The following is a 24,261-nucleotide window of genomic DNA, read 5'->3' on the forward strand; positions in this document are numbered from 1 at the left end:
GTCCATTGAGCACCGGATTCGTCCACAGCAGCGCTGAGCCGAACATCCTGACAGCCGCAGCGCGATCCGTGTCATCAGATTCGGCGGAGCGGTCCGCAGCAGCAGTCGGTCAGTGCCCGCGCAGCGACTCGCTCGGCAGCTCCCCGAAACGGCTGCGGTAGGTCGCCGAGAAGCGTCCGAGGTGCCCGAAGCCCCACGTCCGCGCGATCTCGGCCACCGTCGTCTCGTCCAGGCCACTGCCGACCAGGTCGGTCCGGGCACCGTCGAGTCGTACGCCGCGCAGGAGCTCCCCCGGCGTCTGGTCGAGGTGTCGGCGGAGGGACTGCTGCAGCCCGCGCGGGCTGAGCCCCGCCGCCGCCGCGATGTCCGGGGTGCCGATCGCTTCGCGCGCGTGCTCGTGCACGAACTCGAGCGCCCGGCGCAGGCGGTCGTGCTCCGGGCCGCTGCCGGACACCGTCGCACGCCACTTGTTGCGCTGCGGGAACGCCCGGATCGCCGCGGTCGCGAAGGCCTCGGCGATGTCGTGCTGCACCATCGGACTCATCGACCGGTCGACGTCGAGCCACGTGGCCGAGTACTTCCGCACCACCGACCGCCACAGCGCGATGCCGTCGGCCGTCGGACGGCGCATCGGCTCGAAGGCGAAGTCGTCGTCGCCGGCCACGGCTCGGACGAAGTCGCGGTCCAGATGGACCAGGTTCAGGGCGATGTCGCGGTGGTGCAGCGCGTACGGCTCGGCGAAGGGCAGCACGACGGGCACCCCGGCCTCGAGCTCGTACGTCTCGCCGCCCGAGGTGATCCGGCTCGAACCGCTGCGCATCCAGGCGACCAGGAACTCGTCGTCGACCTGGCTCTCGCTCCGCAGGTCGACCATGAACCGCGACGAGCGCAGGGACATCCGTCCGTCGCCGACGCCCGCGAAGTCCCAGTGGGCGTTCTCGTGGGTGCGACGGACCAGTGGTGCACGGAAGTCGTAGTCGCTCCCGAAGAACGCGAGCGCCTGGTCGACGTCGCTGCCGACCATCCGACGGAAGTACCGCTGGCCGGGCTGTTCGAGAGAGAGCACCATGCTCCAGAACCTAGGACCGACCACCGACAAACTGCGTCAGGTCCTGACTCTCAGGGCTGCAGGATCGCCTGCCCCGCGCTCTCGTCCAGGATCAGGTCCGTGATGAGCCCGGCGGCCAGTGCACCGCGCAGCGACGCCGCCTTCGACCGCCCGGCGACGACGCAGACCCGCCGCGGCGCACGCTTGATCGTGTCGAGGTCCGGAGCGCCGGCGCGGGCGTTCACCCCGATGTCCTTCCACGAGCCGTCGGCCCGGTAGAACACCGTCGAGACGTCCCCGACGACCCCGGCCTGCGTGAGCTCGTCACGGTCCTCGGGGTCGAGGTACCCGCCGGAGTACACGTGCGAGGGAACCGGGGCCTGCGGGGCACCGACACCGAACACGACGAGGTCCATCCGCTCGTGCAGGTCGAGCACACGGCGGATCGAACGCTCCCGGAACAGCGCCTCCTTCGTCGCGGGGTCGTCGAAGAACGCCGGCACCGGGAACTGCTGGACGAACGCCCCGTAGGCCTCGCCGAACCGGCGCAGGATCTCGGACGCGTAGACGATGCCGGTGGTGCGGGTGTTCGCGGCGCCGTTGATCTGCACGATCGTCGAGCCGTGGGTGGTCTTCGGCACCAGGTAGCGGCTGACCGCACTCACGGTCGAGCCCCACGAGATCCCGATGACCATGTTCGACTCGACGTACTGCGTCAGGATCCGGGCGGCGGACAGCGCGACCCGCTCGAGCCGGTCGACGTCGCTCGTGTGGTCCGGCACCGGGACGACGTGCGCGTGCACCCCGAAGCGGGAGCGGATGCTCCGGCTCAGCGCAGCGGCCTGGTCCAGGGGCGACCGGATCTGGATGTCGACGAGCCCGGTGTCCCTGGCGTACTTGAGCAGCCGCGACACCGACGAGCGCGAGGTGCCGAGTTCGTCGGCGATCGCGTCCATCGTCAGGTCCTGCAGGTAGTACAGGTGGGCGGCGCGCAGCGCCTGCTGCGTGCGCATGGGCTGAGCCGCATCGCTCATGGTGCTCCGATCTGTCGAACGCAACCATGCACGGACGTGCAGGGCCTCTGCAACCCCTGCCGCGCCTCCTGACCGCCGTGTCGGGCCTGGACGACACGTGTGCTGCACGTTCGTGCACGCAAGTTGCCCGCCCTGTCGAACGAGCGCACGATCGATCCTGACCCCACGAACAGACGAAGGAAGCGACGAACCATGTCGAAGAAGACACAGCCCCGGAACACGGTGACCGCCCTCACCGAGCGCCCGAACGCGCAGGTCCTCGTCGTCGGCGGCGGCATCAACGGCATCGCGACGTTCCGCGACCTGGCGCTCCAGGGCGTCGACGTCGCCCTGGTCGAGCGTGGCGACTACGCCTCCGGCGCCTCCGCGGCCTCGAGCCACATGATCCACGGCGGCATCCGCTACCTGGAGAACGGCGAGTTCCGCCTGGTGCGCGAGAGCGTGCAGGAGCGCAACGGCCTGATCCGCATCGCCCCGCACTACGTCAAGCCGCTGCAGACGACCATGCCGATCTTCTCGACGTTCTCCGGCATCATGAACGCCCCGCTGCGCATGCTGACGCACAAGCAGCGCTCCACCAAGGAGCGCGGCGCGATGCTCATCAAGATCGGCATGACGATCTACGACTCCTTCTCGCGTGACGGTGGCTCCGTCCCGAAGCACGTCTTCCGCACCAAGAAGGCCGCGCTCGAGGACATGCCCGCCCTCAACAAGGACCTGAAGTACACGGGCACCTACTACGACGCGAGCGTGCACGAGCCCGAGCGCCTGGCCCTCGACGTCCTGAAGGACGGCCTGGCCGCGGGAGCCGACAAGGCACGCGCCGTCAACTACGTCGAGGCAGCCGGCACCCGCGACGGCGGCGTCCTGCTGCGTGACCGCGAGACCGGCGACGAGTTCGTCTTCACGGCCGACGTCGTGATCAACGCCTCCGGCCCCTGGACCGACCTGACGAACGAGGCGTTCGGCGGCGAGACGAAGTTCATGGGCGGCACGAAGGGCTCGCACATCGTCGTCCACAACGACGAGCTGCTGGAGGCCACCAAGGGCCGCGAGCTGTTCTTCGAGAACGACGACGGCCGCATCGTCCTCATCTACCCGCTCAAGGGCCGGGTGCTCATCGGCACGACCGACATCGACGCCGACCCCTCGAAGCCGGTCACGACGACCGACGAGGAGATCGACTACTTCTTCGGGCTCGTCAAGCACGTGTTCCCGCAGATCGACGTCACCCGCGACCACATCGTCTACAGCTACTCCGGCATCCGTCCGCTCCCCCGCCACGAGGACACCGCCCCCGGATTCGTGTCCCGTGACTACCGGATCGTGGACACCCAGATCGCCGGGCTGCCGAAGTCGACCGTGCTGTCGCTCGTCGGTGGCAAGTGGACGACCTTCCGTGCCCTCGCTGCACACCTGTCCACCGAGGCGACGACCAAGCTCGGCATGAGCCGCAAGGTCGACACCACGGGCATGCCGATCGGCGGTGGCAAGGAGTTCCCGACCACGAACGCCCAGCGCGCCCTGTGGATCAAGTCGCACCGCGACGGCCTGGACGAGTCCCTGGTCGAGGGGCTGCTCGAGCGCTACGGCACCCGTGCCGCCGAGGTCGTGGACGTCCTGACCGACGGCCCGGTCGAGCCGCTCGAGTCCGACCCGTCGCTCACCCGCGCCGAGGTCGCGTACTTCGCCCGCCACGAGCAGGCCGTCCACCTGGTCGACGTCGTCCTGCGCCGCACGAACCTGGCGTTCGTCGGCGGGGTCACGATCGACCTGCTCGACGAGCTGGCCGACGTGCTCGCCGGTGCGCTCGGCTGGACGACCGAGGAGCGCGCGGACGAGGTCCAGCGCACGCTCGACGTGCTGCGTGAGTCGCACGGCGTGATCGTGCCGCTGACGTCGGCGTCGCAGCTCGCGTAGTCGACGCGACCGACCACAGACGGGAGGCGCGGTGCCAGCTGGCACCGCGCCTCCCGTCTGTCTGCTGGTCGCGTCAGAAACGCTCGCCGGTGGGGTCGAGCGCCGTGCGGTCGATGAGCTGGTCGCCGCCGACCGGTTCGCCTTCCCAGTCGACCAGGCGCCAGCCGTCGGCGAACGACCCCTCGAGCTCGACGATGCCGGTGTTCTCCAGGTGACGCTTCGTGCCGAAGTGGTCCGGGGTGTTCTGCGCAGCTGCGCTCGCCCACGTGCGGATCGCGGCACCGTGACTGACGGCGGCCGCGACCGCGACCCCGGTGGCCTCGATCTGCCGGACGGCGTCGTCGTAGCGCTCGAAGAATTCGACGCCGCTTTCGGCACCGGGCATCCGGGTCGTCCGGTCGCCGCCGGACCAGCCGTGCACGGTGGAGATGTAGGTCTGCACGGACACCTTGTCGCTCTTGCCCTGGGTGTCGCCCGCCTCGATCTCGCGCAGGCCCGGCAGCACCACGGGCTCGAGGCCGAGCGAGGTCGCCAGGGGCGCCGCGGTGATCTGCGTGCGGACCATCGACGACACGAACAGTCGCTCGATCCCGCGGTCGGCGAGGGCTGCGGGCAGGGCGTCGGCCTGCTGCTGCCCGAGCTCGGTCAGCCCCGGTCCGGGCACCACGGCATCGAGGATGCCGTGCACGTTCGCGGGGGTCTGGCCGTGGCGGATGAGCAGCAGTCGCATGCCGCCACCCTACGGACCGCCGCTGACGTCAGCCCTGCCGGGTGTTCCAGCGGGGGTTCTTCTTGTTGATGACGTAGACGCGACCCCGGCGTCGGACCACCTGCGAGCCGGGGATCTTCTTCAGGGCCTTGAGGGAGTTGCGGACCTTCACGACGAGCCTCCTTGTTGATAACGGTTTTCAGTTACAGTAGCGGACATGCGTGCTGCTGCCATCACCCTCGTCACCGCCCTGCACCAGGTCGACGCCGACCGCGTCGCCGCCCGGATCTCGGACGGACACCGGATGCACGTCGCCGGGAGTGCCTTCGCCACCGCCCGCGCCGTGGCCGACCGGGCCGACCAGCTCGACCGGGTCTGCGGACCCGACGCGGGCCACGGGCTCGTCGTCACCCTGCACCCGGGAGCCGATGCCCGAGCGGTCGGCATGCTGCTCGCCAACGCGGCACGGTCCGAGACCGGCGACGACCGGGTGCTGCGGCACGTCGTCGGGGTGCTGCGGGCCGACGACGTCGCGCACCTGCTGTGGTCGGACGTCGACGACGCGTTCGTGGCCGCTGACCGGATGGCCGCACTCGTCGAGTACGCGACGGTGATCGCCCTCGACCGCATCGAACCGCTGTCCGGGCGTCGACGTCGTGCACTCGTGTCACTGCTGCACCGGATGGCACCCCAGGCCGTGATCGTCGCCCTGCCCGCGATCCGGAGCGCCGCCGACCTGCCGGCCTCGAACGGTGGAGCCGCGCGGGTGCTCGCCACCGGTGCCGGCTGGATGCGGGCACTGTCGAGCGGTGCGGACACCGGGCGCGAGGCCCGCGACGCCCTGGTCTCGATGCGCTACCGGGAGCCGCTGCCGTTCCACCCCGGACGACTGTCGTCCGTCATCGCCGAGGACCTGTCCGCCGGCGTGAACGGCCGCGTGCTGCGGTCGCGGGGGTTCTTCCGCCTGGCGTCCCGGCCGGACCACGTCGGCTCGTGGTCGAGCTTCGGGTCGATGCTCGCGCTCGACCCCACCGCGAACCCGTCGTGGGACGCCGACGCCCCGATCGGGCAGGCGCTGTGGTTCGTCGGCGAGCATCTCGACGTCCGGGCGATCGAGCGGGCGCTCGACGGGGCGCTGCTCACGCCGTCGGAGCTGCTCGCCGGGCCGGACGTGTGGCGCGGCTGGCCGGACCCGTTCCCGGTGTGGCCCGCGGTGGACCCGGCGTCGGAGCACCGGCACGAGTGAGGGGGCGCGTGCGCGGGCGGCTGCGCACTCGTCCTGCGACAGAGCACGAGTCGATCGACGCGTGCATCGTCGCCTCATGCGCACACATCCGCTCCGTGCGCATGTTGCGACAGAACGCGCGTCGATCGTCGCGTGGATCGTCGCAGTGTGCGCACGCACGGACGGGAGGCGCGGTGCGGGTCGGACCCGCGCCGCGCCTCCCGTCCGTGGTCACGTCGAGAACCGCAGCATCACCGCACCGGCGACGCCTCCCGCGCGGCAGCCTCACGCGCAGCGGCAGCCGCCGCGTCCTGCGCCGCGAACGGCAGGTCGCCGAGGTCCAGGTGTGGGTTCGTGTCCTGCGTGAGCACGAGCTCCTTCGCCTCGTCCTCGGTCTCCACGGCCGGCATCGACCCGGGCAGCGGGCGCTGCGAGGACTCCTTCATGCAGAAGACACCGATCGCTCCGACGACGCTCATCGCCATCAGGAAGTACGCCGGCGCGAGCTCGTCACCCGTCGCGGTGAGCAGCGCCTGCACGATCAGGGGCGTGGTCCCGCCGAACACCGCGATCGCGATGTTGTAGGCGAAGCCCATGCCGCCGTACCGCGTCGACGTCGGGAACAGCGCCGGCAGCGACGCAGCCTGGTTCGACACCCAGAGCGCGGTCATGAGCGCGAGCAGCCCGAGGCCGGCGAGCGTCGACCACTGCGCCCCGTGCCCGATGAGCATGAAGGCCGGCACGACGAGCACGACCGTGGTGGCGGCACCGATCCACATCACGACGCGGCGGCCGAGGCGGTCGGAGAGCTTGCCGGTCAGCGGGAGCATCACCGCGAGCAGCAGGAGCACCGGGATCGTCAGCAGCGTGCCGTCGATGGCGGAGTACCCGAGCGAATCGGTCAGGTACGTCGGCATGTACGAGGTCAGGGCGTAGCCCACGGTGTTCGACGCGGCGACGAGCATGATCGCGATGACGATCGGGCGCCAGTGCTGACGGACCATCGCGACGACGTTGGCCGGACGCTCACCGTCGAAGGACGCACGGGACTCGGTCGCGGCCTCCTGCGCGGCCTGGGTCGCCTGGAACACCGGCGACTCCTCGATGCGCAGCCGGAAGTAGATCGCCACGACGCCGATCACACCGGCCGCCAGGAACGGGAAGCGCCAGCCGTACGCGGTCATCGCTTCTTCGCCCAGGGTGAGCTGCAGCACCGACACGACCGTGGCACCGAGCGCGAAGCCCAGGTAGCTGCCGAAGTCCAGGATGCTCGCGAAGAACCCGCGACGGCGGTCCGGGGCGTACTCCGTGACGAACGTCGTCGCCCCGGCGTACTCACCACCGGTCGAGAAGCCCTGCGCGAGCTTCAGCACGACGAGCAGGATCGGGCCGAACACGCCGATCGTCGCGTACGCGGGGAGCGCCCCGATCAGGAACGTCGACGCCGCCATCATGATCAGCGTCGTCGCGAGCACCTTCTGCCGGCCGATCTTGTCGCCCAGGCGTCCGAACACGATGCCGCCCAGGGGCCGTGCGATGTAGGTCGCCGCGAACACCCCGAGGCTGAACAGGATCTGCACCGAGGGTTCGGCCGTCGGCAGGAAGACCTTCCCCATCGTCACGGCCAGGTAGCCGTACACACCGACGTCGTACCACTCCATGGTGTTGCCGACGACCATGCCGCTGACGGCTCGTCGCATCATGCTCTTGTCGACCACGGTGACGTCGCTCTCGCGCAGCCGTCGGTGTGGTCGGGTGTTGGTACTGCTGGGGTCGGAACCCATGCCTTGCTCCTCGAGAAGATCGGTGGGCCGTCGGGAACCGGCCCAGAACAGCGAGCGACGTTACCGAGCAACCGAAATGTCATTGGCCGGTGATTCTCAGGGAACGGCGTGTCACCCGAACGGGGGTCGCCGCCGATCCGCACCAGTCCGGCGAACCCGGAAGCTGAGTAACGAGGCCGTAACATCGGCCCATGGCGATCGAACCCGAGACGAAGAACTGGACGTGGGTCATCGAGTCCGCGTGTCCCGAGTGCGGCTACGACGGCAGCGCGGTGACCGTCCGCGACGTGCCGGGCATCATCGACGAGAACACCGCCGGGTGGCCAGCGGTGCTCGACCGCGACGACGTCTGTGACCGCCCGGACGACCAGACCTGGTCCCCGCTCGAGTACGGCGCCCACGTGCGGGACGTGCACCGGAAGATGGCGGAGCGCCTCGAGCTGATGCTCACCGAGGACGCCCCGACGTTCCCGAACTGGGACCAGGACGCCACCGCCGTCGAGGACCGTTACGGCGAGCAGGACCCCGCGGTCGTCGCTCGGGAACTGCGGGAGTCGGCAGACCGCGCGGCCCGGGCCTTCGCGGCGGTGCCCGACGAGGTGCTCGAGCGCACCGGGCTCCGGTCCGACGGCAGCGCCTTCACCGTCGCGACGCTCGCCACCTACTACGCGCACGACCCGGTGCACCACCTGTGGGACGTGCGGCGCGCGCTCTAGACGTGGGGACCACCGGCCTGGAGGCGCGGTGCGGCCCCGCCCCGCGCCTCCAGGCCGCCTGCGGTCACCCCCGGATCCGGGCGTCCCTACCGGAACCGGGCGTACCTGCCGGAACCGGGCGTACCTGCCGGAACCGGGCGTACCTGCCGGAATCGGGCGTACCTGCCGGATCCGGGCGTACCTGCCACGAAGAATCGACCAGGTATGCCCGAAAGCACCATCCATCGCATGCGTGATGGGAAGGATCGGGCGCCGAGCCGGAGCGCTCAGGCGAGTGCGTCGAGCACGGCGCGCGCCGTCGCGGCGTCGGTCACCAGCTCGTTGACGAGCCCGCCCCGCACCGCGGCCACGATGCTCGTGACCTTGGCGCTGCCCACGGCGACCCCGACCGCGTGCGGCACGGTCGACAGGATCTCGCGCGAGGTCCGCACCATCCGGTCACTGCCGGGGAACTCGATCGGCGAGCCGTCCGCGGCGTAGAAGTTCAGGCAGACGTCGCCGGCGGCACGGTCGAACGCCGCGTCCTCGACCGGGATGCCCCGGGCCAGGGCGTCGCGCGTGTGGGTCGGTGCACCGATGCCGAGGATCGCGCCCTTCGCCCGGCTCCACAGCCCGACGACGTGCTGGAACGCCGGGTCCTCGTCGAGGGTGGACCGCATCGCCGGCGACGGCAGCGCCTGGGCGAACAGGAACGCCGGGATCGCGCCGGAGTGCTCCGCGGCCGTCCGGGTGATCTCGTTCGTCTGGAACCACGGCATCGGGTCGGCCTGCCCGCCCACGGTCGGGACGAGCTGCACGCCGGGCATGGTCGGCATGCCGGACCGTGCGACGTCGTACACGGTGCGTCCGGACGACATCAGGACGGCGTCGCCGGGGACGAGTCCCATGCCCTCGACCGCGGCGGCCAGCGGTGCGGCGAGGTCGGCGCCGAGCGTGGCCGCGTGGGTGACGGCGGCGAGGTGCACCGCGCGGAGCCCGAGCACGACCTGCAGCCGTTCGGCGAGTGCCACGGTCTCGTCCTGGAACGGGTCGACGACCTCGATGCGGACGAGTCCGGCCTTGCGGGCCTCGGCCACGAGCCGCGAGACGGTCGGGCGTGAGACACCGAGGCGCGAGGCGATCTCGACCTGGGTGGCGTCCTCGAGGTAGTACATCCGCGCCGCCTGGTAGACGGTGTCCAGCGGGAACCGGGTGCGCGACGCATCGGGGCCGGGGCCAGCGGTGCTCTCGGACGACATGGAGCAGGACCCTTCGACTCGATCGGACACCGCGATCGTAGTCCGAGCAGGGCTCAGCGGATCGTGAACCCGCCGTCCACACGGAGGTCCGCACCGTTCACCATGGCGCTCGACTCCCCCGCCAGGAACAGCACGGCCGCGGCGATCTCGTCGGGTGTCGCGAAGCGGCCGGTGGGGATCTCGTCCTGGTGCCGGATGCCGTTCTCGTTCGCCCAGGCCGCACGGCCGAGGTCGGTGAGGACGACGGTCGGCGACACGGTGTTCACGGTGACGCCGCGTCCGCCCCACTCGAGCGCGAGCACCGTCGTCAGGCCGATGACGCCGGCCTTCGACGCGCAGTAGGCGGCGTGCCCGTCGATGCCGACATGGGCCGCCTGCGACGCGATGTTCACGATCCGCCCGTACCCGGCGTCGAGCATGTGCCGGCCGACGGCCTGCGCCACACGGAACGTGCCGGTCAGGTTGACGTCGATGGTCGCCGCCCAGGTGTCGGCTGCCAGGTCTTCCGCCGGGGCGAGCGCGGCGATGCCGGCGCAGTTCACCAGCACGTCGACGCCACCGAAGTGCCGGACGACGTCCGCCACGGTGCGGGTCACGGAGTCGGCATCGGTCACGTCACAGGCGAACCCGGCGTGGAGGCCCGTGGCCGTGCCCGCCCCGTCGGCGGCGGCGTCCGGCCCGGCCGTCACGGGCAGCGCGGACGTGGGCAGGTCGGCCGCGGCCGACGTGGCGCCGTCCGCACGGACGTCGACGACGGCGACACGGGCACCCCGTGCAGCCAGGGCCCGGGCGATGGCGTTGCCGATGCCCGACGCCCCGCCGGTCACCACCGCCGTACGGCCGCTGAAGTCGTTGGTCAGGTCGATCGTGTCGGGGCCCGGTCGGAGGGCCGCGGCGAAGTCCGTCGTCATGTTCGCTCCCTTGCGTTCGGTGCCGAACCTACCAGAAATTGTGTTCTGGACAAACGTTCTGGAAGGTGTACAGTCATCGCCGAAGCCACCCAACGGAGGAACAGCTCATGTCGACGACGACCGAGAACGCGGCCACGACCGCCCCCACCACGATCCCCACGACGATGCGCGCCGTCGTCGTCCACGGCCCCGGTGACTACCGGCTCGAGGAGCGTCCCGTCCCGACGCCCGGCCCCGGGGAACTCCTGCTCCGCACCGACGCCGTCGGCATCTGCGCGAGCGACCTGAAGTGCTACCACGGCGCCGCGAAGTTCTGGGGCGACGAGAACCGTGCGGCCTGGGCAGAGCGGGACCGCATCCCCGGACACGAGTTCGTCGGCACGATCGTCGCCGGTGTCGACGCCGCCCTGGCCAAGCGCGGCGTCGACGTGGGCGACCGGATCGCCTGCGAGCAGATCGTGCCGTGCTGGGAGTGCCGCTACTGCCTCGAGGGCGCGTACTGGATGTGCAACGTGCACGACATGTTCGGCTTCAAGGGCTACGACGGCGCGATGGCCGAGTACGTGCTCGTGCCGGCGAAGGCGCTGACCCACCCGGTGTCGAAGGCGCTGCCCGGCCAGGTCGCCGCGTTCTCCGAGCCGTTGTCCTGCGCCTTCCACGCAGTCGAGCGCGGGGACATCAAGTTCGGCGACACCGTGGTGATCGCCGGTGCCGGCCCGATCGGCCTCTCCGCCATCGCCGGTGCGCGGCAGAAGAACCCGCTCCGGATCATCGCGCTCGACGTGGTCGAGGCGAAGCTCGAGCTGGCTCGCAAGGTCGGCGCCGACCTCACGATCAACATCGCCCAGGAGGACGCGGTCGCCCGGGTCAAGGAGCTCACCGACGGCTACGGCGCCGACGTCTACATCGAGGCCACCGGGCACCCGTCCGCGGTGCCGCAGGGACTGAACCTGCTCCGCAAGCTCGGGACCTTCGTCGAGTACTCGGTGTTCAAGGACGACGTGTCCGTGGACTGGTCGATCATCTCGGACGACAAGGAACTCGACGTGCGCGGCGCCCACCTCGGCCCGCACACCTGGCCGGCGGCGATCAAGCTGCTCGAGGCCGAGACCCTGCCGATGTCGGAGATCTGCACGCACCAGTTCCCGCTCGAGCAGTTCCAGGAGGCCCTCGACCTGGTCGGCGACTCCGCCGGTGCCAGCGTCAAGGTGTCGATCATCCCGTCCCTGACCGCCCCCACCACGGCCGCACAGGCCGCTCAGGCCTGACCGACTCCGCCAGCAGGGAGAGAACGAGCATGTCAGCGACGACAGCCCGCGCCACCGGCGCCCGCACGACCGCGCCCCGCACCGAGGGCCGCCTGGACCGGATGGGCATCCCCCGTCCGCTCGCCCTCGGGTTCGTCGCCGTCCTGGTCTTCATGACCGGGAACGGCGTCGAGTCGAACTTCATCACGCCGCACATGGTGGCGGTCCTCGGCAGCCCCGAGGCCACCGTGGCGACGATCGTCACGTTCTACAGCCTGGCCGCACTGATCGGCAGCTACATCTCGGGGGCTCTGTCCGACCTGGTCGGCCCGCGCCGCGTGATGATCCTCGGCTTCGCCGTCTGGGTCGTGTTCGAGGTCCTGTTCCTGCTGGCACTCGGCGCCGGCAGTGTCCCGTTCGCCGCCGTCACCTACGCGTTGCGCGGGTTCGGCTACCCGCTGTTCGCCTTCGCGTTCCTGGTCTGGGTGAACATCACCACCCCGGTCGAACGGAACGGCTCGGCGGTCGGCTGGTTCTACGTCGCCTTCACGGGTGGCCTGCCGACCCTCGGCTCGCTGTTCGCGATCGGTGCCATCCCGGTGTTCGGCGGCGGAACGGTCGGTGAGACCGGCGCGATGGTCGCCTCAATCGGTCTCGTCGTGATCGGGTTCCTCATCATGCTGTTCGGCGTCCGGCTGCCGAACGGGTTCACGCGCATCGCCCCCGCCGGCGAGAGCGCCTGGCAGGTGCTGACGAGCGGCATCCGCCTGACGGTCACGCGACCGAAGATCCTGATGGGCTTCCTCGTCCGCCTGATCAACACCGCGCCGGAGTTCGGCATGTTCGTCGTGCTTCCCGCGGTCATCGCGAACGAGCGCGGCTGGGGCCAGAGCCGCTGGCTGCTCATGACCGTCTGCGTCTACGCGACGAACATCCTGGTCAACGCCCTGTTCGGCTGGGTCGGCGACAAGATCGGCTGGCAGCGCACCGTCAAGTGGTTCGGCATCGTCGGCTCCGCCCTCGGGCTCATCGCCTGGTGGTACGTGCCGCAGCTCGTCCCCGCCGGTTCGGACTGGGGCTACGTGCTCTCCGTCGTCGCCGGGTGCGTGTTCGGCTGTCTGCTCGCCGGGTTCGTGCCGATGGGCGCGATCATGCCGGCGCTCGCCCCCGAGCACAAGGGCGCCGCGATGGCGATGTACACCACGGCCGCCGGCGGTGCCGCGTTCCTCGGCACCGGCGTCGTCGCCGCGGTCTTCGCCCTGGGCGGCGGCGGCCAGGCCGCCACGTGGACGTTCGTCGGCCTGTACGCCTGCGCCTTCGTGATGATCCACTTCCTCAAGGTCCCGCAGGGCGACCGAGGACACTGAGTTCCGGGCGACGACGGCCGTCCCGTCGTCGCCCGGTGCACCACCCACCACCATCCCCGGAGGACCCGCACCATGACCACGATCCACGACGACCCGGACGAGTTCGCCGAAGACCAGCTGAGCGGCTGGCTCGCGCTCTACGCCGACCGGGTCCGCGGCGTCCACGGCGGCGTCGTCACCCTGCCCACCGAGGGGGCCGCACCGCAGGTCGCCGTCGTCGTCGGGGGCGGCTCCGGCCACTACCCCGCGTTCTGCGGCGTCGTCGGCCCGGGCTTCGCCACCGGCGCCGTCGTCGGCAACGTCTTCACCTCGCCGTCGACCGCGCAGGTCTACTCGGTCGCCAAGGCCGCCGACCAGGGCCGCGGTGTCGTGCTGTCGTTCGGCAACTACGCCGGTGACACCATGAACTTCGGGCTCGCGGCCGAGCGGCTGCGTGCCGAGGGCATCGACACCCGCATCGTCGTGGTCACCGACGACGTCGCCAGTGCCGACGACGAGACGAAGCGCCGCGGCATCGCCGGTGACTTCTCCGTCTTCAAGGCGATGGGCGCCGCCGCTGCCGAGGGAGCCGACCTCGACGAGGTCGAACGGATCGGCCGGGCGTCGAACGCCGCGACCCGCACCATCGGCGTCGCGTTCTCCGGCTGCACCATGCCCGGTGCGACCGAACCGCTGTTCACCGTCCCCGACGGCCACCTCGGCCTGGGGCTCGGCATCCACGGCGAGCCGGGCATCCAGGACGTCCCGCTGCTCCGGGCGACGGACCTGGCGTCCCTGCTCGCCGAACGGCTGCTCACCGACCGCCCCGCAGCCGCCGGCTCCCGGGTCGCCCCGATCCTCAACGGGCTCGGTGACACCAAGTACGAGGAGCTCTTCCTGCTCTGGGGCCGGGTGCTGCCGCTGCTGCAGGAAGCCGGGCTCCAGGTCGTCGAACCCGAGGTCGGCGAACTCGTCACGAGCCTCGACATGGGCGGCTGCTCGCTGACGCTGCAGTGGCTCGACGACGAACTCGAACGGCTCTGGCGCGCCGACGCCTACACGCCCGCGTACCGCAAGGTGGCGGCGCCGGTCGCGGCGCTCGTGCCGGCCGACGCGGTGGACGCCGCCGAGGACGAGGCGACGGTCGTGCCGGAGGCGACCGATGCCTCCCGGCATGCCGCGCAGACGGTGCGAGCCGCCGTCGAGGCGATGGACGCGCTCCTGCGCGAGCACGAGGAGACGCTCGGCCGCATCGACGCGGTCGCCGGGGACGGCGACCACGGCCGCGGAATGGTCAAGGGGATCGGTGCGGCGCGCAAGGCGGTCGACGGGCTCGGCCCGGAGGCGGGGGTCGCCTTCGTCCTCGGACGCGCCGGTGACGCGTGGGCCGCGTTCGCGGGCGGCACCTCCGGTGTCCTGTGGGGCGCCGCACTCGAGGCGTTCGGCCGCTCCCTCGGCGACGACCGCGAGTCGTACCAGGCGTCCGACGTCGTCGACGCGGCGCAGGCCTTCGCCGACTCGATCGTCCACCTGGGCGGGGCGTCCCGCGGGGACAAGACGCTGCTCGACGCGCTGCTGCCGTTCGTGGACGAACTGCGCCGGGCCGTCGACACCGGCGCACCGCTCGTGGCAGCGTGGGAGACCGCGGCGCGGGTCGCGGTCGAGCAGGCCGAGGCCACCGCCGACCTCACGCCGAGGGTCGGACGGGCCAGGCCGCTGGCCGAGAAGAGCCTGGGGACACCCGACGCGGGTGCCACCTCGATGGGGATGATCCTCACGCGGATCGGCGAGGTCCTCGCCGCCCGTGCTGACAAGGAAGGAACACACGCATGACGTACCGTCTCGTGATCGGGTCCGACGACGCCGGGTTCGACTACAAGGAGATCATCAAGGCCGACCTGCTCGCCGACGACCGGGTGTCGGACGTCACCGACGTCGGCGTCGACGCGGACGGCCACACCGCCTACCCGCACGTCGCCGTGGACGCCGCGCGCCTGGTGGCGAACGGCGAGGCCGACCGGGCGATCCTGATCTGCGGCACCGGCCTCGGTGTGGCGATCAGCGCCAACAAGGTGCCGGGCATCCGTGCCGTCACCGCGCACGACTCGTACAGCGTGGAACGGTCGATCCTGTCGAACGACGCCCAGGTGCTCTGCATGGGGCAGCGCGTCGTCGGCGTCGAGCTCGCCCGCCGTCTGGCGAAGGAGTGGCTCGGCTACGAGTTCGACCGTTCCAGTGCCAGCGCCGAGAAGGTCAACGCCATCTGCGAGTACGACGGCAGCGCACCGGCCGGGGTCGACGCCCAGGCGTAGGCAGGGTCCCGCACGACACCGGTGTTCGCACGCTGAACACGCCCGTTCGGGTGTTCGGCACGCGAACACCGGTGTTCCGCCGAGCGCCGCCGATCAGCCGCGCGCGGCCAGGCGGTGCACGACGGCCTTCGTCGCCTCGTACAGCTCGCGGTAGTCCCGGTAGCCGGCCTCGTACGCCGCGGTCGCCGCAGGGTCCGGTTCGATCACCGTCGCCGGCGGGTTCCACGCACCGATGTCCACGGTGTCGCCCGGCCCCGCGACGAGCTCGGCAGCCAGGTACGCCGAGCCGAAGCAGGCACCGATCGTCACGCTCGGCACCGTCTGCCGCAGCCCGGTGACGTCCGACACGATCGTGGGCCACAGCCGTCCGAGCAGCCCGCCGCCGGCCCCGACGAGTTCGCGGACCTCTACCCCGGCGTCGCGCAGGGCCTCGAGGTGGTGCCGTACCGCGTACGCCGTCGCCTCGAGCGTCGCCCGGTAGATGTCCCCGCGCGTGTGCCGGACCGTCAGCCCCGCGAGCACTCCGCGGGCGTCGGGGTCGGCGATCGGCGTCCGCTCCCCCGCGAAGTACGGCAGCATCAGCAGCCCGTTCGCCCCGATGCCGGAGCACCGCGCTTCCTCGAGCATGGTCGACCACTCGCCGTCGACCAGCCGTCGCAGCCAGTCCGTGATCGCCCCGGAGGTCGCCATCCCCCCGGACACGCTCGGCTGGCCCGGGTGCGTGCCGACGGTCGTCCACATCCCCGGCACCGCCGTGGGTTCGGCCGTCGGCACGATCATGAACATCGTGGTGCCGTACTGCAGGAACATCCGGCCCGGCACGGACTCACCGACGCTCACGCCCTCGGCCCAGGCGTCGATGGTCCCGGCCGTCACGGGGATGCCGGCCGGGAGGCCCGTGGCAGCGGCCGCCTCGGGCGTCACGACGCCCGCCTGGTCGCCCGACCACAGCAGGCGCGGCATCTCGAGACCGGGTGCCAGCCGGTCGCACCACTCCGGGATCCACGCGTTCACGTGCACGTCGTAGAGGGGTGTCGTCTGACTGGCCGAGTGGTGGTCGAGGACGTACTCGCCCGTCAACCGCTCGACCACGCGGGACGACGGCATCGTGAACCGGGCGGCCCGCGCCCAGACGTCGGGTTCGTGCCGGGCGAGCCAGGCGAGCTTCACGCCGGCGGCCTGAGTGCTCAGGGCGGACCCGCAGCGGGCACGGATCGCGCCCTCGCCGCCGAGCTCGGCCGTGACGTCGTCGAGCAACTCCGCCGTTCGGGTGTCGATGCCGTACAGGATCGCCGGACCGAGCGGCGCACCGTCGACGTCGGTCAGCAGCGCGCACGGTCCGATGCCGCTCACGCCGACCGCCTGCACCTCGACGTCGGGCACGCGGTCGAGCAGGGAGCGGGTGAGGGCGGTGAACTCCTCCCACCAGACGTCGGAGTCCATCTCGACGAGGCCCTGCTCGGGGCGGTCGACCTCGTGGCGACGGCTCACCTCGGCGAGCACGGTGCCGTCGAACCGGGCCAGCAACGCCTTCGTGCTCGACGTCCCGATGTCCAGACCGAGCACCGCTCGCATGCCGCCTCCTTCGCCGCCACACGACCGCCGCCGGTCGCGCCACGAGTCTACGAGCGACGCCCAGCTGCCTGTCGGGGGCCGGACGTACGGTACCGACGACTCCAATGCTCCACGAGGGGAACCCGATGAAGAAGTCAGCCTGGCTGCCAGCCGTCATCGCACCGGTCGTCGTCGCCGGCGCCGTTGCCGCCCCGATGATCGCGAACGCCGCGAACGACCCGATCGCGGGGACGAACCCCAGCGCGGCGGCCGTCATCGCCAGCATCGCGAAGTCGTCGGACGCCCGGTACTCGGGCAAGCTCTCGCAGACGAGCGCACTCGGGCTCCCCGAACTGCCCACCGGGTCCGGCGGCTCCTCGCTCGAGGGCGACGCCTCCGACGTGCTCGGGCTGCTCACCGCGTCGCACACCGCCCGGGTCTACGTCGACGGCCCCGACAAGCAGCGCGTCCAGCTGACGCAGCAGCTCGCCGAGCAGGACGTCGTCCGCAACGGCTCGGACGTCTGGACCTGGGACTCGAAGGAGCGCACGGCCACGCACGTGACCCTGCCGAGCGACACCGCGAAGGACCCGCGGGGTGGCACGACCACCCCGGCGGACATCGCGAAGCAGGCCATCGACGCGATCACCCCGACCACCACCGTGTCGAAGCCGACCGAGGTCAGCGTCGCCGGACACGACGCCTGGCAGATCACCCTGACGCCGAAGTCGTCCGACACCCTCGTCGGAGCCGTCCGGCTGGCCGTCGACCAACAGACCGGACTCCCGCTCCGCGCGAGCGTCCAGGCCGCAGGCGCGGACGACCCCGCGGTGCAGGTCGGGTTCACGAGCCTCGACTACGGCGCCCCCGCTGCCCGGCTCTTCGACTTCACCCCGCCGTCGAACGCGAAGGTGACCGAGAAGGACCTGTCCGAGGCCGGATCCCACGCGAAGGGCGAGCACGGCGACCACCGTGGCACCCCGAGCGGTGACGAGCCGACCTTCACGGGCACGGGCTGGAGCACCATCGCCGAGCTCCCCGCCGGCACGGTCGACCGGTCCGGGCTCGAGGGCGAGGCCTCCGGCCTGCTCGACCAGCTGACGAAGCCCGTCGACGGCGGCCGTGCCGTGCAGACGTCGCTCGTCTCGGTCTACCTGACCGACGACGGCCGCGTGCTCGCGGGTGCCGTGCCGGTCGCCTCCCTGGTCGACGCCGCGAAGTGAGCGCGGACGACCATGAGGTGAGCACGGCCGGACCGGGACCCGACCTGGCGATCCGCACCACGGGCCTCCAGAAGGTGTTCCGCAAGCAGCGTGCGGTCGACGGGATCGACCTGGCGGTGCCGCGCGGCGCGGTGTTCGGGTTCCTCGGGCCGAACGGTTCCGGCAAGACCACCACGATCCGGATGCTGCTCGGGCTCTCGAGCGCGAGCGGCGGCACCATCGAGCTGCTCGGCGAACCGATGCCGAAGGCGCTGCACGACGTCCTGCCCCGCGTCGGCGCGCTCGTCGAGGGGCCGGCCTTCTACCCGTACCTGTCCGGCCGGGCGAACCTGCAGCGCTTCGACGCCGCCGACCCCACGTCGGACCCGCGCACCCGCAAGGCCCGCGTGGCCGGTGCCCTCGACCGCGTCGGGCTGACCCACGCGGCCGACAAGAAGGCGCACGCGTACTCCCTCGGCATGAAGCAGCGACTCGGTCTCGCGAACGCCCTGCTGTCCCCGCGCGACCTGCTGGTGCTCGACGAGCCGACGAACGGCCTCGACCCGCAGGGCACCCGCGAGGTCCGCAACCTCATCCGCTCCCTGGCCGACGACGGCACCACGGTGTTCGTGTCCAGCCACCTGCTGGCCGAGATCGAACAGGTCTGCACGCACGCAGCGGTCATGCGGACGGGCAAGATCGTCGCGCAGGGGCCCCTCGACGAGCTGCGCGCAGCCGGGGCCCGCACCGTGACCGTGCGGACGCCCGACGTCGGGCAGGCCGGTGCCGTCCTCACCCGACTCGGGCTCACCCCGCGGCACGACGGCGGGGCCGACGTGCTGGTGGCCGACCTGCCGAACGCGCTGCTGCCCGAGACGATCACCGCGGAGCTCGTGCGCGCCGACGTCCGGGTGCGCGGTCTGACGGTGGGCGGCGGCACCCTCGAGGACCTGTTCGTCGCACTCACCGGAGAGGGATTCGATGTCGCAGCCTGACGCGGCCGTGCGCGACCTGCCCGTCCGCCGCCGGCAGCGCCCGTTCGCACTGCTCGGTTCTGAACTCGCGCTGGTGTTCCGGCGTCGCCGCACCTGGGCGATGCTCGGGGCACTCGCGCTCGTGCCGATCCTGATCGCGGTCGCCGTGAAGCTCACCACCGACGGCGACGACGGCGGGCCGGCGTTCCTCGGCGACATCACCAACAACGGCCTGTTCGTGGCGTTCACCGCACTGACCGTGTCGATCCCGCTGTTCCTGCCGCTGACCGTCGGCGTGGTCGCCGGGGACACCGTCGCAGGCGAGGCCAGCCACGGCACGATCCGCTACCTGCTCGTCGCACCGACGGGCCGCGTGCGGTTCATCCTGGTGAAGTTCGCCGGTGCCGTCGCGTTCTGCATGGCCGCCACACTCCTTGTCGTCCTGGTCGGCGCGGCGATCGGCGCCGTGCTGTTCCCGATCGGCCCCGTCACGCTGCTCTCCGGCACCCAGGTGGGCGGCTGGTCGTACGCCGGCCGTGCCCTGCTGCTCGCGCTGTACGTCGCGATGTCGATGCTCGGGCTCGTGGCGATCGGCATGTTCACCTCGACGCTGACGAACGTGCCGGTCGGGGCGATGGCCGCGACGGTCGTGCTCGCCGGGGCGTCGCAGGTGCTCGACCAGCTCCCCCAGCTCGACTGGCTGCACCCGTTCCTGTTCTCGCACCAGTGGCTCGGGTTCGGCGACCTGCTGCGCGACCCGATCTCGTTCGACTCGTTCGGGTCGAACGCGGTGCTGCAGCTCGGGTACGTCGTGGTGTTCGGGGCGCTGGCGTACAGCCGGTTCGCCTCGAAGGACATCCTGAGCTGACGCGGCAGGGGCCCGACACGAAGGTGTCGGGCCCCTGCGACGGGCAGCTCGCTCCGCTCGCTCAGCTCGCGGGCGACGCCGATCCGCCGGCCATCGTCTCCGTGTCGGTCCCCCGCGCATCGGCGTACCGGTCGCGCAGGTCACGGGCCTTCTCGGAGCGGTACCAGTCGAGCCGCGCCCCGGTCTCCACCGTCTGCATCCCGATCACGACCTTGCCGCGGGACTTCATCTCGGCCAGGTCCTCGTAGGCCTCGACGATGTACTCGAACGGGTAGAAGCCCGAGATCAGCACCTGCACGCGACGGTCCTGCACGGCCTTCGCCAGCAGGGTGAGCAGCTCGCGCGTCTCCTCGTCCTCGGCGGGTGCACGGAGGAACCGGACCTCGATGTCCCGGCGCTCCTCCGACGACACGAAGCGCTCCTGGCCGACGCCGAGCCGTTCGGCCAGCAGCTCGGCGTTGCTCTCGCCGTGGTTGTCGATGAACGCGGTGATCGGCCGGCCGTCGGCGATGTCGCGGATACGGTCTTCCTCGCCCTCACCGTAGGCGACGGGCAGCGTGCCGATCTGTCGCAGGTAGTCGTGGTTGCGGGGGCTGCCGAGGGCGATCACGGTCGCGCCGGCATCGTGCGCCAGCTGGCACTCGATGTGTCCGACGCCACCGGCTGCGGCCGAGATGACGACGGTGTCCTGCGGTCCGAGCCGGAGCGACCGGACGACCGACACCGCGGTGCAGCCAGCCAGGTACAGGCCGCCGGCGACCTCCCACCCGACGTGCTCCGGCTTCTTGATGACGGCGCCGCGCGGCACCGCGATCCACGTGGCGTGGGCGCCGCCGGTCGGCGCGTGCCCCATCACCTCGTCGCCGATGCGGAGGTCCTTCACGCCGTCGCCCCGCGCGCGCACGATGCCGGCGAAGTCGACGCCCTGGTGTGCGGGGAACTCGAGGTCGACGTGGTCGCGGAGCTTCCCCTCACGCAGGAACCGCTCGATGTGGTTCAGGCCCGCGGCCACGATCTCGACGACGATCTCGCCCGGTCCGGCCTCGGGCTTCTGCTGGGGGACGAGCTCGACGACGTCGAAGTCGCCGTACCGGTCGTACTGCACTGCACTGCCGACTCGCATGGGTGCTCCTTCGCTCCAGGTGTGCGTCCGTGCTACTCGGTGTTCCCGCACACAACCCGAAGACGTGGGGTACCGCGGCTGTGGACGTGACCAGACGACGGACTGGAGGCCCGTGGCGGCGCCGCCACGGGCCTCCAGTCCGCCGTCACGCGCGTCCACCGCGCGTGGGGACCGGGCTCAGTGCTTGCCGGCGGCCGCGATGACGGCGCGGACCGTCTCGGGGTCGAGGCGGAACGCCCGCGGGTCGGCGTCGCCCCGTGGCACGCGGACCGGTGTCGACCAGACGGAGCCGTCCGCGGCGACGTCGACGACGAGTGCGCCGCTGTCGACGACGGCGGATTCCTCGTCGTACGGGCCGACCACGTCGGTGTCGTTCGCGACACCGGGGGCGACGAGGACCGGGACGCCGGCGAGCGACCCGGCGAAGTGGTGGTGGTAGTGGCCTGCGAGGACGACCCGCACGTCGGAACCACGGATGACGTCGGCGAGCGCCTCGGGGTTCTGCAGGCGGAGGGCCTCGTGCAGCTCGGTCGGGGCGGGCAGCGGCGGGTGGTGCAGGACGACGACGGTGCCGTGCGGGGCGTCGTCCGGGCCGCTGTGGGCGTCTTCGGCGAGGGCCGTGCGCAGGTGCTCGAGCGCCGTGTCGCTGAGCTCGCCGTACCCGGCACCGGGGACGCTCGTGTCGACGGTCACGATCCGTCGACCCGCGACGACCGACTGCCCGGAGACAGGGACAGTCGGCGGCAGGTACTCCATCGTGTGCATCAGCGCCGTGCCGCCCTGGCCCAGGACGTGCCCGTTGGCCAGGACCTGCCGGAAGCCCTCGCGCAGGTCGTGGTTGCCGGGAACCGCGACGACGGCCGCGCCGTGCCGCTCCGCCCAGCCGCCGACGCGGTCCCGCACGGTCGCGTAGGACTCGGGGCTGCCGTCCTCGGAGACGTCGCCCGAGACCACCACCAGCCCGATGCCGGGCACCTCGTCGACGTGGGCGAGCAGCCGTTCGAGCGCGGCCGTGGTGTCGACCGCGCCCTGGTGCAGGGCTCCGTCGCCGGTCAGGTGGGTGTCGGAGAGGTGGAGGATGCGGAGGGTCCCGGCTGCTGGCGGCTGCATGCGTCCACGGTAGCCACGGCCCCCGTCAGTCCGGCGCGGCCGCGAGCTGGTCCTCGAGGTTGAACACCTCGGGCAGCACCCGCGCCGTCTGGTCGGCGCGCCCGGTGGCCCCGGCGAAGAGGTCCTGCATGTGCGCCTCCCACGCCGTGGCCACCTCGGACGCGGCGAGCGCGGCGTCCGCATCGGCCACCGAGTCCGTCTCGTAGTACCCGATGAGCAGCCCGTCGTCGTCGAGGAACAGCGAGTAGTTCCGCCGCCCCGCCGCCGCGATCGCCCGGAGCATCGCCGGCCACACGGCGGCGTGCCGCTCGCGGTAGGCGTCGAGCAGCTCGACCTGCACCTGCAGCCGGAAGCAGACGCGGGTCACCGGCCGGCCTGTTCGCGGCGACGCTGCTCGGCGTCGTGGACGGTGCGCTCGTCGGCGGTGCGGACCGTCCCGGTGACCGTGGTGACGGTGCCGTAGCGCTCGGCCTCGATCGCCTCGAGGGTCTTGCCCTGCGTCCGCGGTGCCCAGATCGTGCCGACCAGGAACGACAGCGCGAGGAGGCCCAGGATCAGGCCGCCGAGGGCCCGCAGCCCGATGTCCGACAGCAGCAGCGGGAACCAGATGCTCAGCAGGCCGACCATGACGCGGGCTGCCAGGAACAGCACGCCCTGGGCGCTGGCGCGGTACCGGGTGGCGAAGAGCTCGCTCGTCCACAGGCCGTAGAACGCCTGCGCGCCGATGCCCGACGAGATGCCCCACGCCACGGCGAAGAACAGCAGGGTGCCGAGGTTGGCGGGCGCGTAGATGAGGACGGCCCACGCGATGATCGCCAGCACGGCCCCGGCGGCGTAGAGCGCGCGGCGGCTGACCCGGTCGGCGTACCGCATGAAGCCGAAGTACGTCGCGGCCACGGTGCAGCCCCAGACCAGGATCTGCAGTCCGTACTGCTCGGTGACGCTCGTGACCCCGGTCGCCGCGTACACCCGTGGCTGGAAGATGCCGGCCTGCCCGGCGACGGTGTTCCAGAGCGCGTAGACGCCGAACAGGAACAGCATCGCGGTCAGGTTCTTCCGGCGGCTGAACAGCTGGGTGATCCCGTGGAAGAAGTTCGCCGTGCCGGTGGCCGCGCGCTCGTCCTTCCAGATCGCCGACTCGGGCAGCCCGCGGCGGAGCCACCACACGATGGCGGCGACGACGAACAGGTGGGCGAAGATGAGGCGGCTGCCGAGCAGGCCGAGCGGGGCCGCGGCGATCGCCAGGGCGAACCCGACCATCGGCCCGATCGACCACGCGAGCTGTGCCGTGCCGACGTGGGCCGCGCGCTTGTCCGCGGGGGCCTGCTCGGCGATGTAGGTCCAGCTCGCCGGCACACCCGCACCGACGGCGATGCCGGTCAGGATGAAGCCGACCAGGAGCATGCCGTAGCTGCCGGCGAACACCGCGAGCAGGATGCCGAGCATGTAGAGGAGCAGGTCGTACGTGTAGATGAACTTCCGGCCGTACCGATCGCACAGCGGTCCGCCGACGATCGCGCCGAGGGCGGCACCGAAGGCGTTCGCGGACAGGCTCGCGAGCAGGCCGACCTCGAGGTCGCCGATCCGGAACTCCGCCTGCCACAGACTGAGGCTCGTGGCGATCGCGATGATCGACCCCGACTCGATGTAGTTCGACATGGCCACCGAGACGGTGGCCTTCCAGCCCGTGGTGTTCCGGGCTCCGATGCGGACCGCCATTGGTCCTCCGTTCGCGTGTTCGTCGGTGAATCGTTTCAACGGGACGACGAGGACGATAGCGCTCCGGTGTGCGCGCTGGCAAGGGTGGGTTCTCGGGCACCAGCCGCGTACGTCGCACCGTGCGCGGGCAGTCGACGCGACCACCCCACGGACGGGAGGCCCGGTACCGGCCCGCGCCGCGCCTCCCGTCCGCGTTTTCCACAGATCACGGCGCGGGCCGA

The 24,261-nt window shown here is 71.5% G+C and carries 22 protein-coding genes; 10 read left to right on the forward strand and 12 right to left on the reverse strand.

Annotated features, from left to right (window positions below; translation table 11 throughout):
* Positions 1–109: 109 nt before the first annotated feature.
* Both DEJ11_RS13365 and DEJ11_RS13370 read right to left on the reverse strand, forming a co-directional pair.
* Positions 110–1,069, reverse strand: coding sequence for a helix-turn-helix transcriptional regulator (locus tag DEJ11_RS13365; RefSeq protein ID WP_111104946.1), 960 nt, complete (start codon positions 1,067–1,069; stop codon positions 110–112).
* A gap of 50 nt (positions 1,070–1,119) precedes the next feature.
* Positions 1,120–2,082 (reverse strand): sugar-binding transcriptional regulator, encoded by a 963-nt coding sequence (locus tag DEJ11_RS13370; protein ID WP_258375531.1) that lies wholly within the window; start codon positions 2,080–2,082, stop codon positions 1,120–1,122.
* Positions 2,083–2,274: 192 nt separating this feature from the next.
* Here DEJ11_RS13370 and DEJ11_RS13375 point away from each other — a divergent pair, with 192 nt between their 5' ends.
* Positions 2,275–4,002, forward strand: a complete 1,728-nt coding sequence (locus DEJ11_RS13375) for a glycerol-3-phosphate dehydrogenase/oxidase (protein ID WP_111104942.1) — start codon at positions 2,275–2,277, stop codon at positions 4,000–4,002.
* 73 nt (positions 4,003–4,075) lie between these two features.
* Here DEJ11_RS13375 and DEJ11_RS13380 read toward each other — a convergent pair whose 3' ends face one another.
* Both DEJ11_RS13380 and ykgO read right to left on the reverse strand, forming a co-directional pair.
* The gene (locus DEJ11_RS13380) at positions 4,076–4,732 is read right to left on the reverse strand and encodes a histidine phosphatase family protein (protein ID WP_042538188.1); all 657 of its coding nucleotides are present in this window, start codon (positions 4,730–4,732) and stop codon (positions 4,076–4,078) included.
* A 28-nt stretch (positions 4,733–4,760) separates the two neighbouring features.
* A complete protein-coding gene (ykgO, locus tag DEJ11_RS13385; RefSeq protein ID WP_017888460.1) occupies positions 4,761–4,883 on the reverse strand; it encodes a type B 50S ribosomal protein L36 in 123 nt (40 codons plus the stop codon).
* Positions 4,884–4,928: 45 nt separating this feature from the next.
* Here ykgO and DEJ11_RS13390 point away from each other — a divergent pair, with 45 nt between their 5' ends.
* A complete protein-coding gene (locus DEJ11_RS13390) occupies positions 4,929–5,957 on the forward strand; it encodes a GTP-binding protein (protein ID WP_111104939.1) in 1,029 nt (342 codons plus the stop codon).
* A 230-nt stretch (positions 5,958–6,187) separates the two neighbouring features.
* Here the strand turns inward: DEJ11_RS13390 and DEJ11_RS13395 are convergent, their stop codons facing one another.
* Entirely contained in the window at positions 6,188–7,720 is a 1,533-nt protein-coding gene (locus DEJ11_RS13395) for an MFS transporter (protein ID WP_111029975.1), read from the reverse strand.
* Positions 7,721–7,911: 191 nt separating this feature from the next.
* Between DEJ11_RS13395 and DEJ11_RS13400 the strand changes: the two genes are divergently transcribed.
* Positions 7,912–8,436, forward strand: coding sequence for a DinB family protein (locus tag DEJ11_RS13400; RefSeq protein ID WP_111104936.1), 525 nt, complete (start codon positions 7,912–7,914; stop codon positions 8,434–8,436).
* A 266-nt stretch (positions 8,437–8,702) separates the two neighbouring features.
* Here DEJ11_RS13400 and DEJ11_RS13405 read toward each other — a convergent pair whose 3' ends face one another.
* Positions 8,703–9,674 (reverse strand): sugar-binding transcriptional regulator, encoded by a 972-nt coding sequence (locus DEJ11_RS13405; RefSeq protein ID WP_027466226.1) that lies wholly within the window; start codon positions 9,672–9,674, stop codon positions 8,703–8,705.
* A 53-nt stretch (positions 9,675–9,727) separates the two neighbouring features.
* Complete coding sequence (locus DEJ11_RS13410) at positions 9,728–10,585, reverse strand: GolD/DthD family dehydrogenase (protein WP_111032096.1); 858 nt, start codon at positions 10,583–10,585, stop codon at positions 9,728–9,730.
* Positions 10,586–10,692: 107 nt separating this feature from the next.
* Between DEJ11_RS13410 and DEJ11_RS13415 the strand changes: the two genes are divergently transcribed.
* The 4 genes from DEJ11_RS13415 to DEJ11_RS13430 all read left to right on the forward strand — a co-directional run bounded on the left by DEJ11_RS13415 (position 10,693) and on the right by DEJ11_RS13430 (position 15,490).
* Positions 10,693–11,853: a zinc-binding dehydrogenase gene (locus DEJ11_RS13415; protein ID WP_111104933.1), complete on the forward strand. Its 1,161-nt coding sequence runs from the start codon at positions 10,693–10,695 to the stop codon at positions 11,851–11,853.
* A 29-nt stretch (positions 11,854–11,882) separates the two neighbouring features.
* Positions 11,883–13,199, forward strand: a complete 1,317-nt coding sequence (locus tag DEJ11_RS13420) for an MFS transporter (RefSeq protein WP_209082617.1) — start codon at positions 11,883–11,885, stop codon at positions 13,197–13,199.
* Between the two features lie 72 nt (positions 13,200–13,271).
* The gene (locus tag DEJ11_RS13425; protein WP_111029971.1) at positions 13,272–15,011 is read left to right on the forward strand and encodes a dihydroxyacetone kinase family protein; all 1,740 of its coding nucleotides are present in this window, start codon (positions 13,272–13,274) and stop codon (positions 15,009–15,011) included.
* A complete protein-coding gene (locus DEJ11_RS13430; RefSeq protein WP_111029970.1) occupies positions 15,008–15,490 on the forward strand; it encodes a ribose-5-phosphate isomerase in 483 nt (160 codons plus the stop codon). Before DEJ11_RS13425 ends, DEJ11_RS13430 begins: the two co-directional genes overlap by 4 nt.
* Positions 15,491–15,583: 93 nt before the next feature.
* On the opposite strand, the gene DEJ11_RS13435 is transcribed toward DEJ11_RS13430, so the two are convergent.
* On the reverse strand, positions 15,584–17,065 hold the full coding sequence (locus DEJ11_RS13435) for an FGGY-family carbohydrate kinase (protein ID WP_111104931.1): 1,482 nt from the start codon (positions 17,063–17,065) through the stop codon (positions 15,584–15,586).
* A gap of 125 nt (positions 17,066–17,190) precedes the next feature.
* Between DEJ11_RS13435 and DEJ11_RS13440 the strand changes: the two genes are divergently transcribed.
* The 3 genes from DEJ11_RS13440 to DEJ11_RS13450 are packed head-to-tail and all read left to right on the forward strand — an operon-like array spanning position 17,191 to position 20,088.
* Entirely contained in the window at positions 17,191–18,267 is a 1,077-nt protein-coding gene (locus DEJ11_RS13440; RefSeq protein WP_146250100.1) for a LolA family protein, read from the forward strand.
* A 17-nt stretch (positions 18,268–18,284) separates the two neighbouring features.
* On the forward strand, positions 18,285–19,241 hold the full coding sequence (locus DEJ11_RS13445) for an ABC transporter ATP-binding protein (protein ID WP_258375530.1): 957 nt from the start codon (positions 18,285–18,287) through the stop codon (positions 19,239–19,241).
* A complete protein-coding gene (locus tag DEJ11_RS13450) occupies positions 19,228–20,088 on the forward strand; it encodes an ABC transporter permease (RefSeq protein ID WP_111104922.1) in 861 nt (286 codons plus the stop codon). The genes DEJ11_RS13445 and DEJ11_RS13450 overlap by 14 nt, the downstream gene beginning before the upstream one ends.
* A gap of 61 nt (positions 20,089–20,149) precedes the next feature.
* Here the strand turns inward: DEJ11_RS13450 and DEJ11_RS13455 are convergent, their stop codons facing one another.
* From DEJ11_RS13455 to DEJ11_RS13470, 4 genes are all read right to left on the reverse strand, one after another.
* On the reverse strand, positions 20,150–21,211 hold the full coding sequence (locus tag DEJ11_RS13455) for an NADP-dependent oxidoreductase (protein WP_051596869.1): 1,062 nt from the start codon (positions 21,209–21,211) through the stop codon (positions 20,150–20,152).
* A 177-nt stretch (positions 21,212–21,388) separates the two neighbouring features.
* Positions 21,389–22,321, reverse strand: a complete 933-nt coding sequence (locus DEJ11_RS13460) for a metallophosphoesterase (protein WP_111104920.1) — start codon at positions 22,319–22,321, stop codon at positions 21,389–21,391.
* 25 nt (positions 22,322–22,346) lie between these two features.
* A complete protein-coding gene (locus tag DEJ11_RS13465; protein WP_071247715.1) occupies positions 22,347–22,688 on the reverse strand; it encodes an L-rhamnose mutarotase in 342 nt (113 codons plus the stop codon).
* Complete coding sequence (locus tag DEJ11_RS13470; RefSeq protein WP_214540720.1) at positions 22,685–24,040, reverse strand: MFS transporter; 1,356 nt, start codon at positions 24,038–24,040, stop codon at positions 22,685–22,687. The genes DEJ11_RS13465 and DEJ11_RS13470 overlap by 4 nt, the downstream gene beginning before the upstream one ends.
* Between the last annotated feature and the right edge of the window lie 221 nt (positions 24,041–24,261).

The sequence above is a fragment of the Curtobacterium sp. MCLR17_058 genome, assembly GCF_003234705.2.
Classification (GTDB): domain Bacteria; phylum Actinomycetota; class Actinomycetes; order Actinomycetales; family Microbacteriaceae; genus Curtobacterium; species Curtobacterium flaccumfaciens.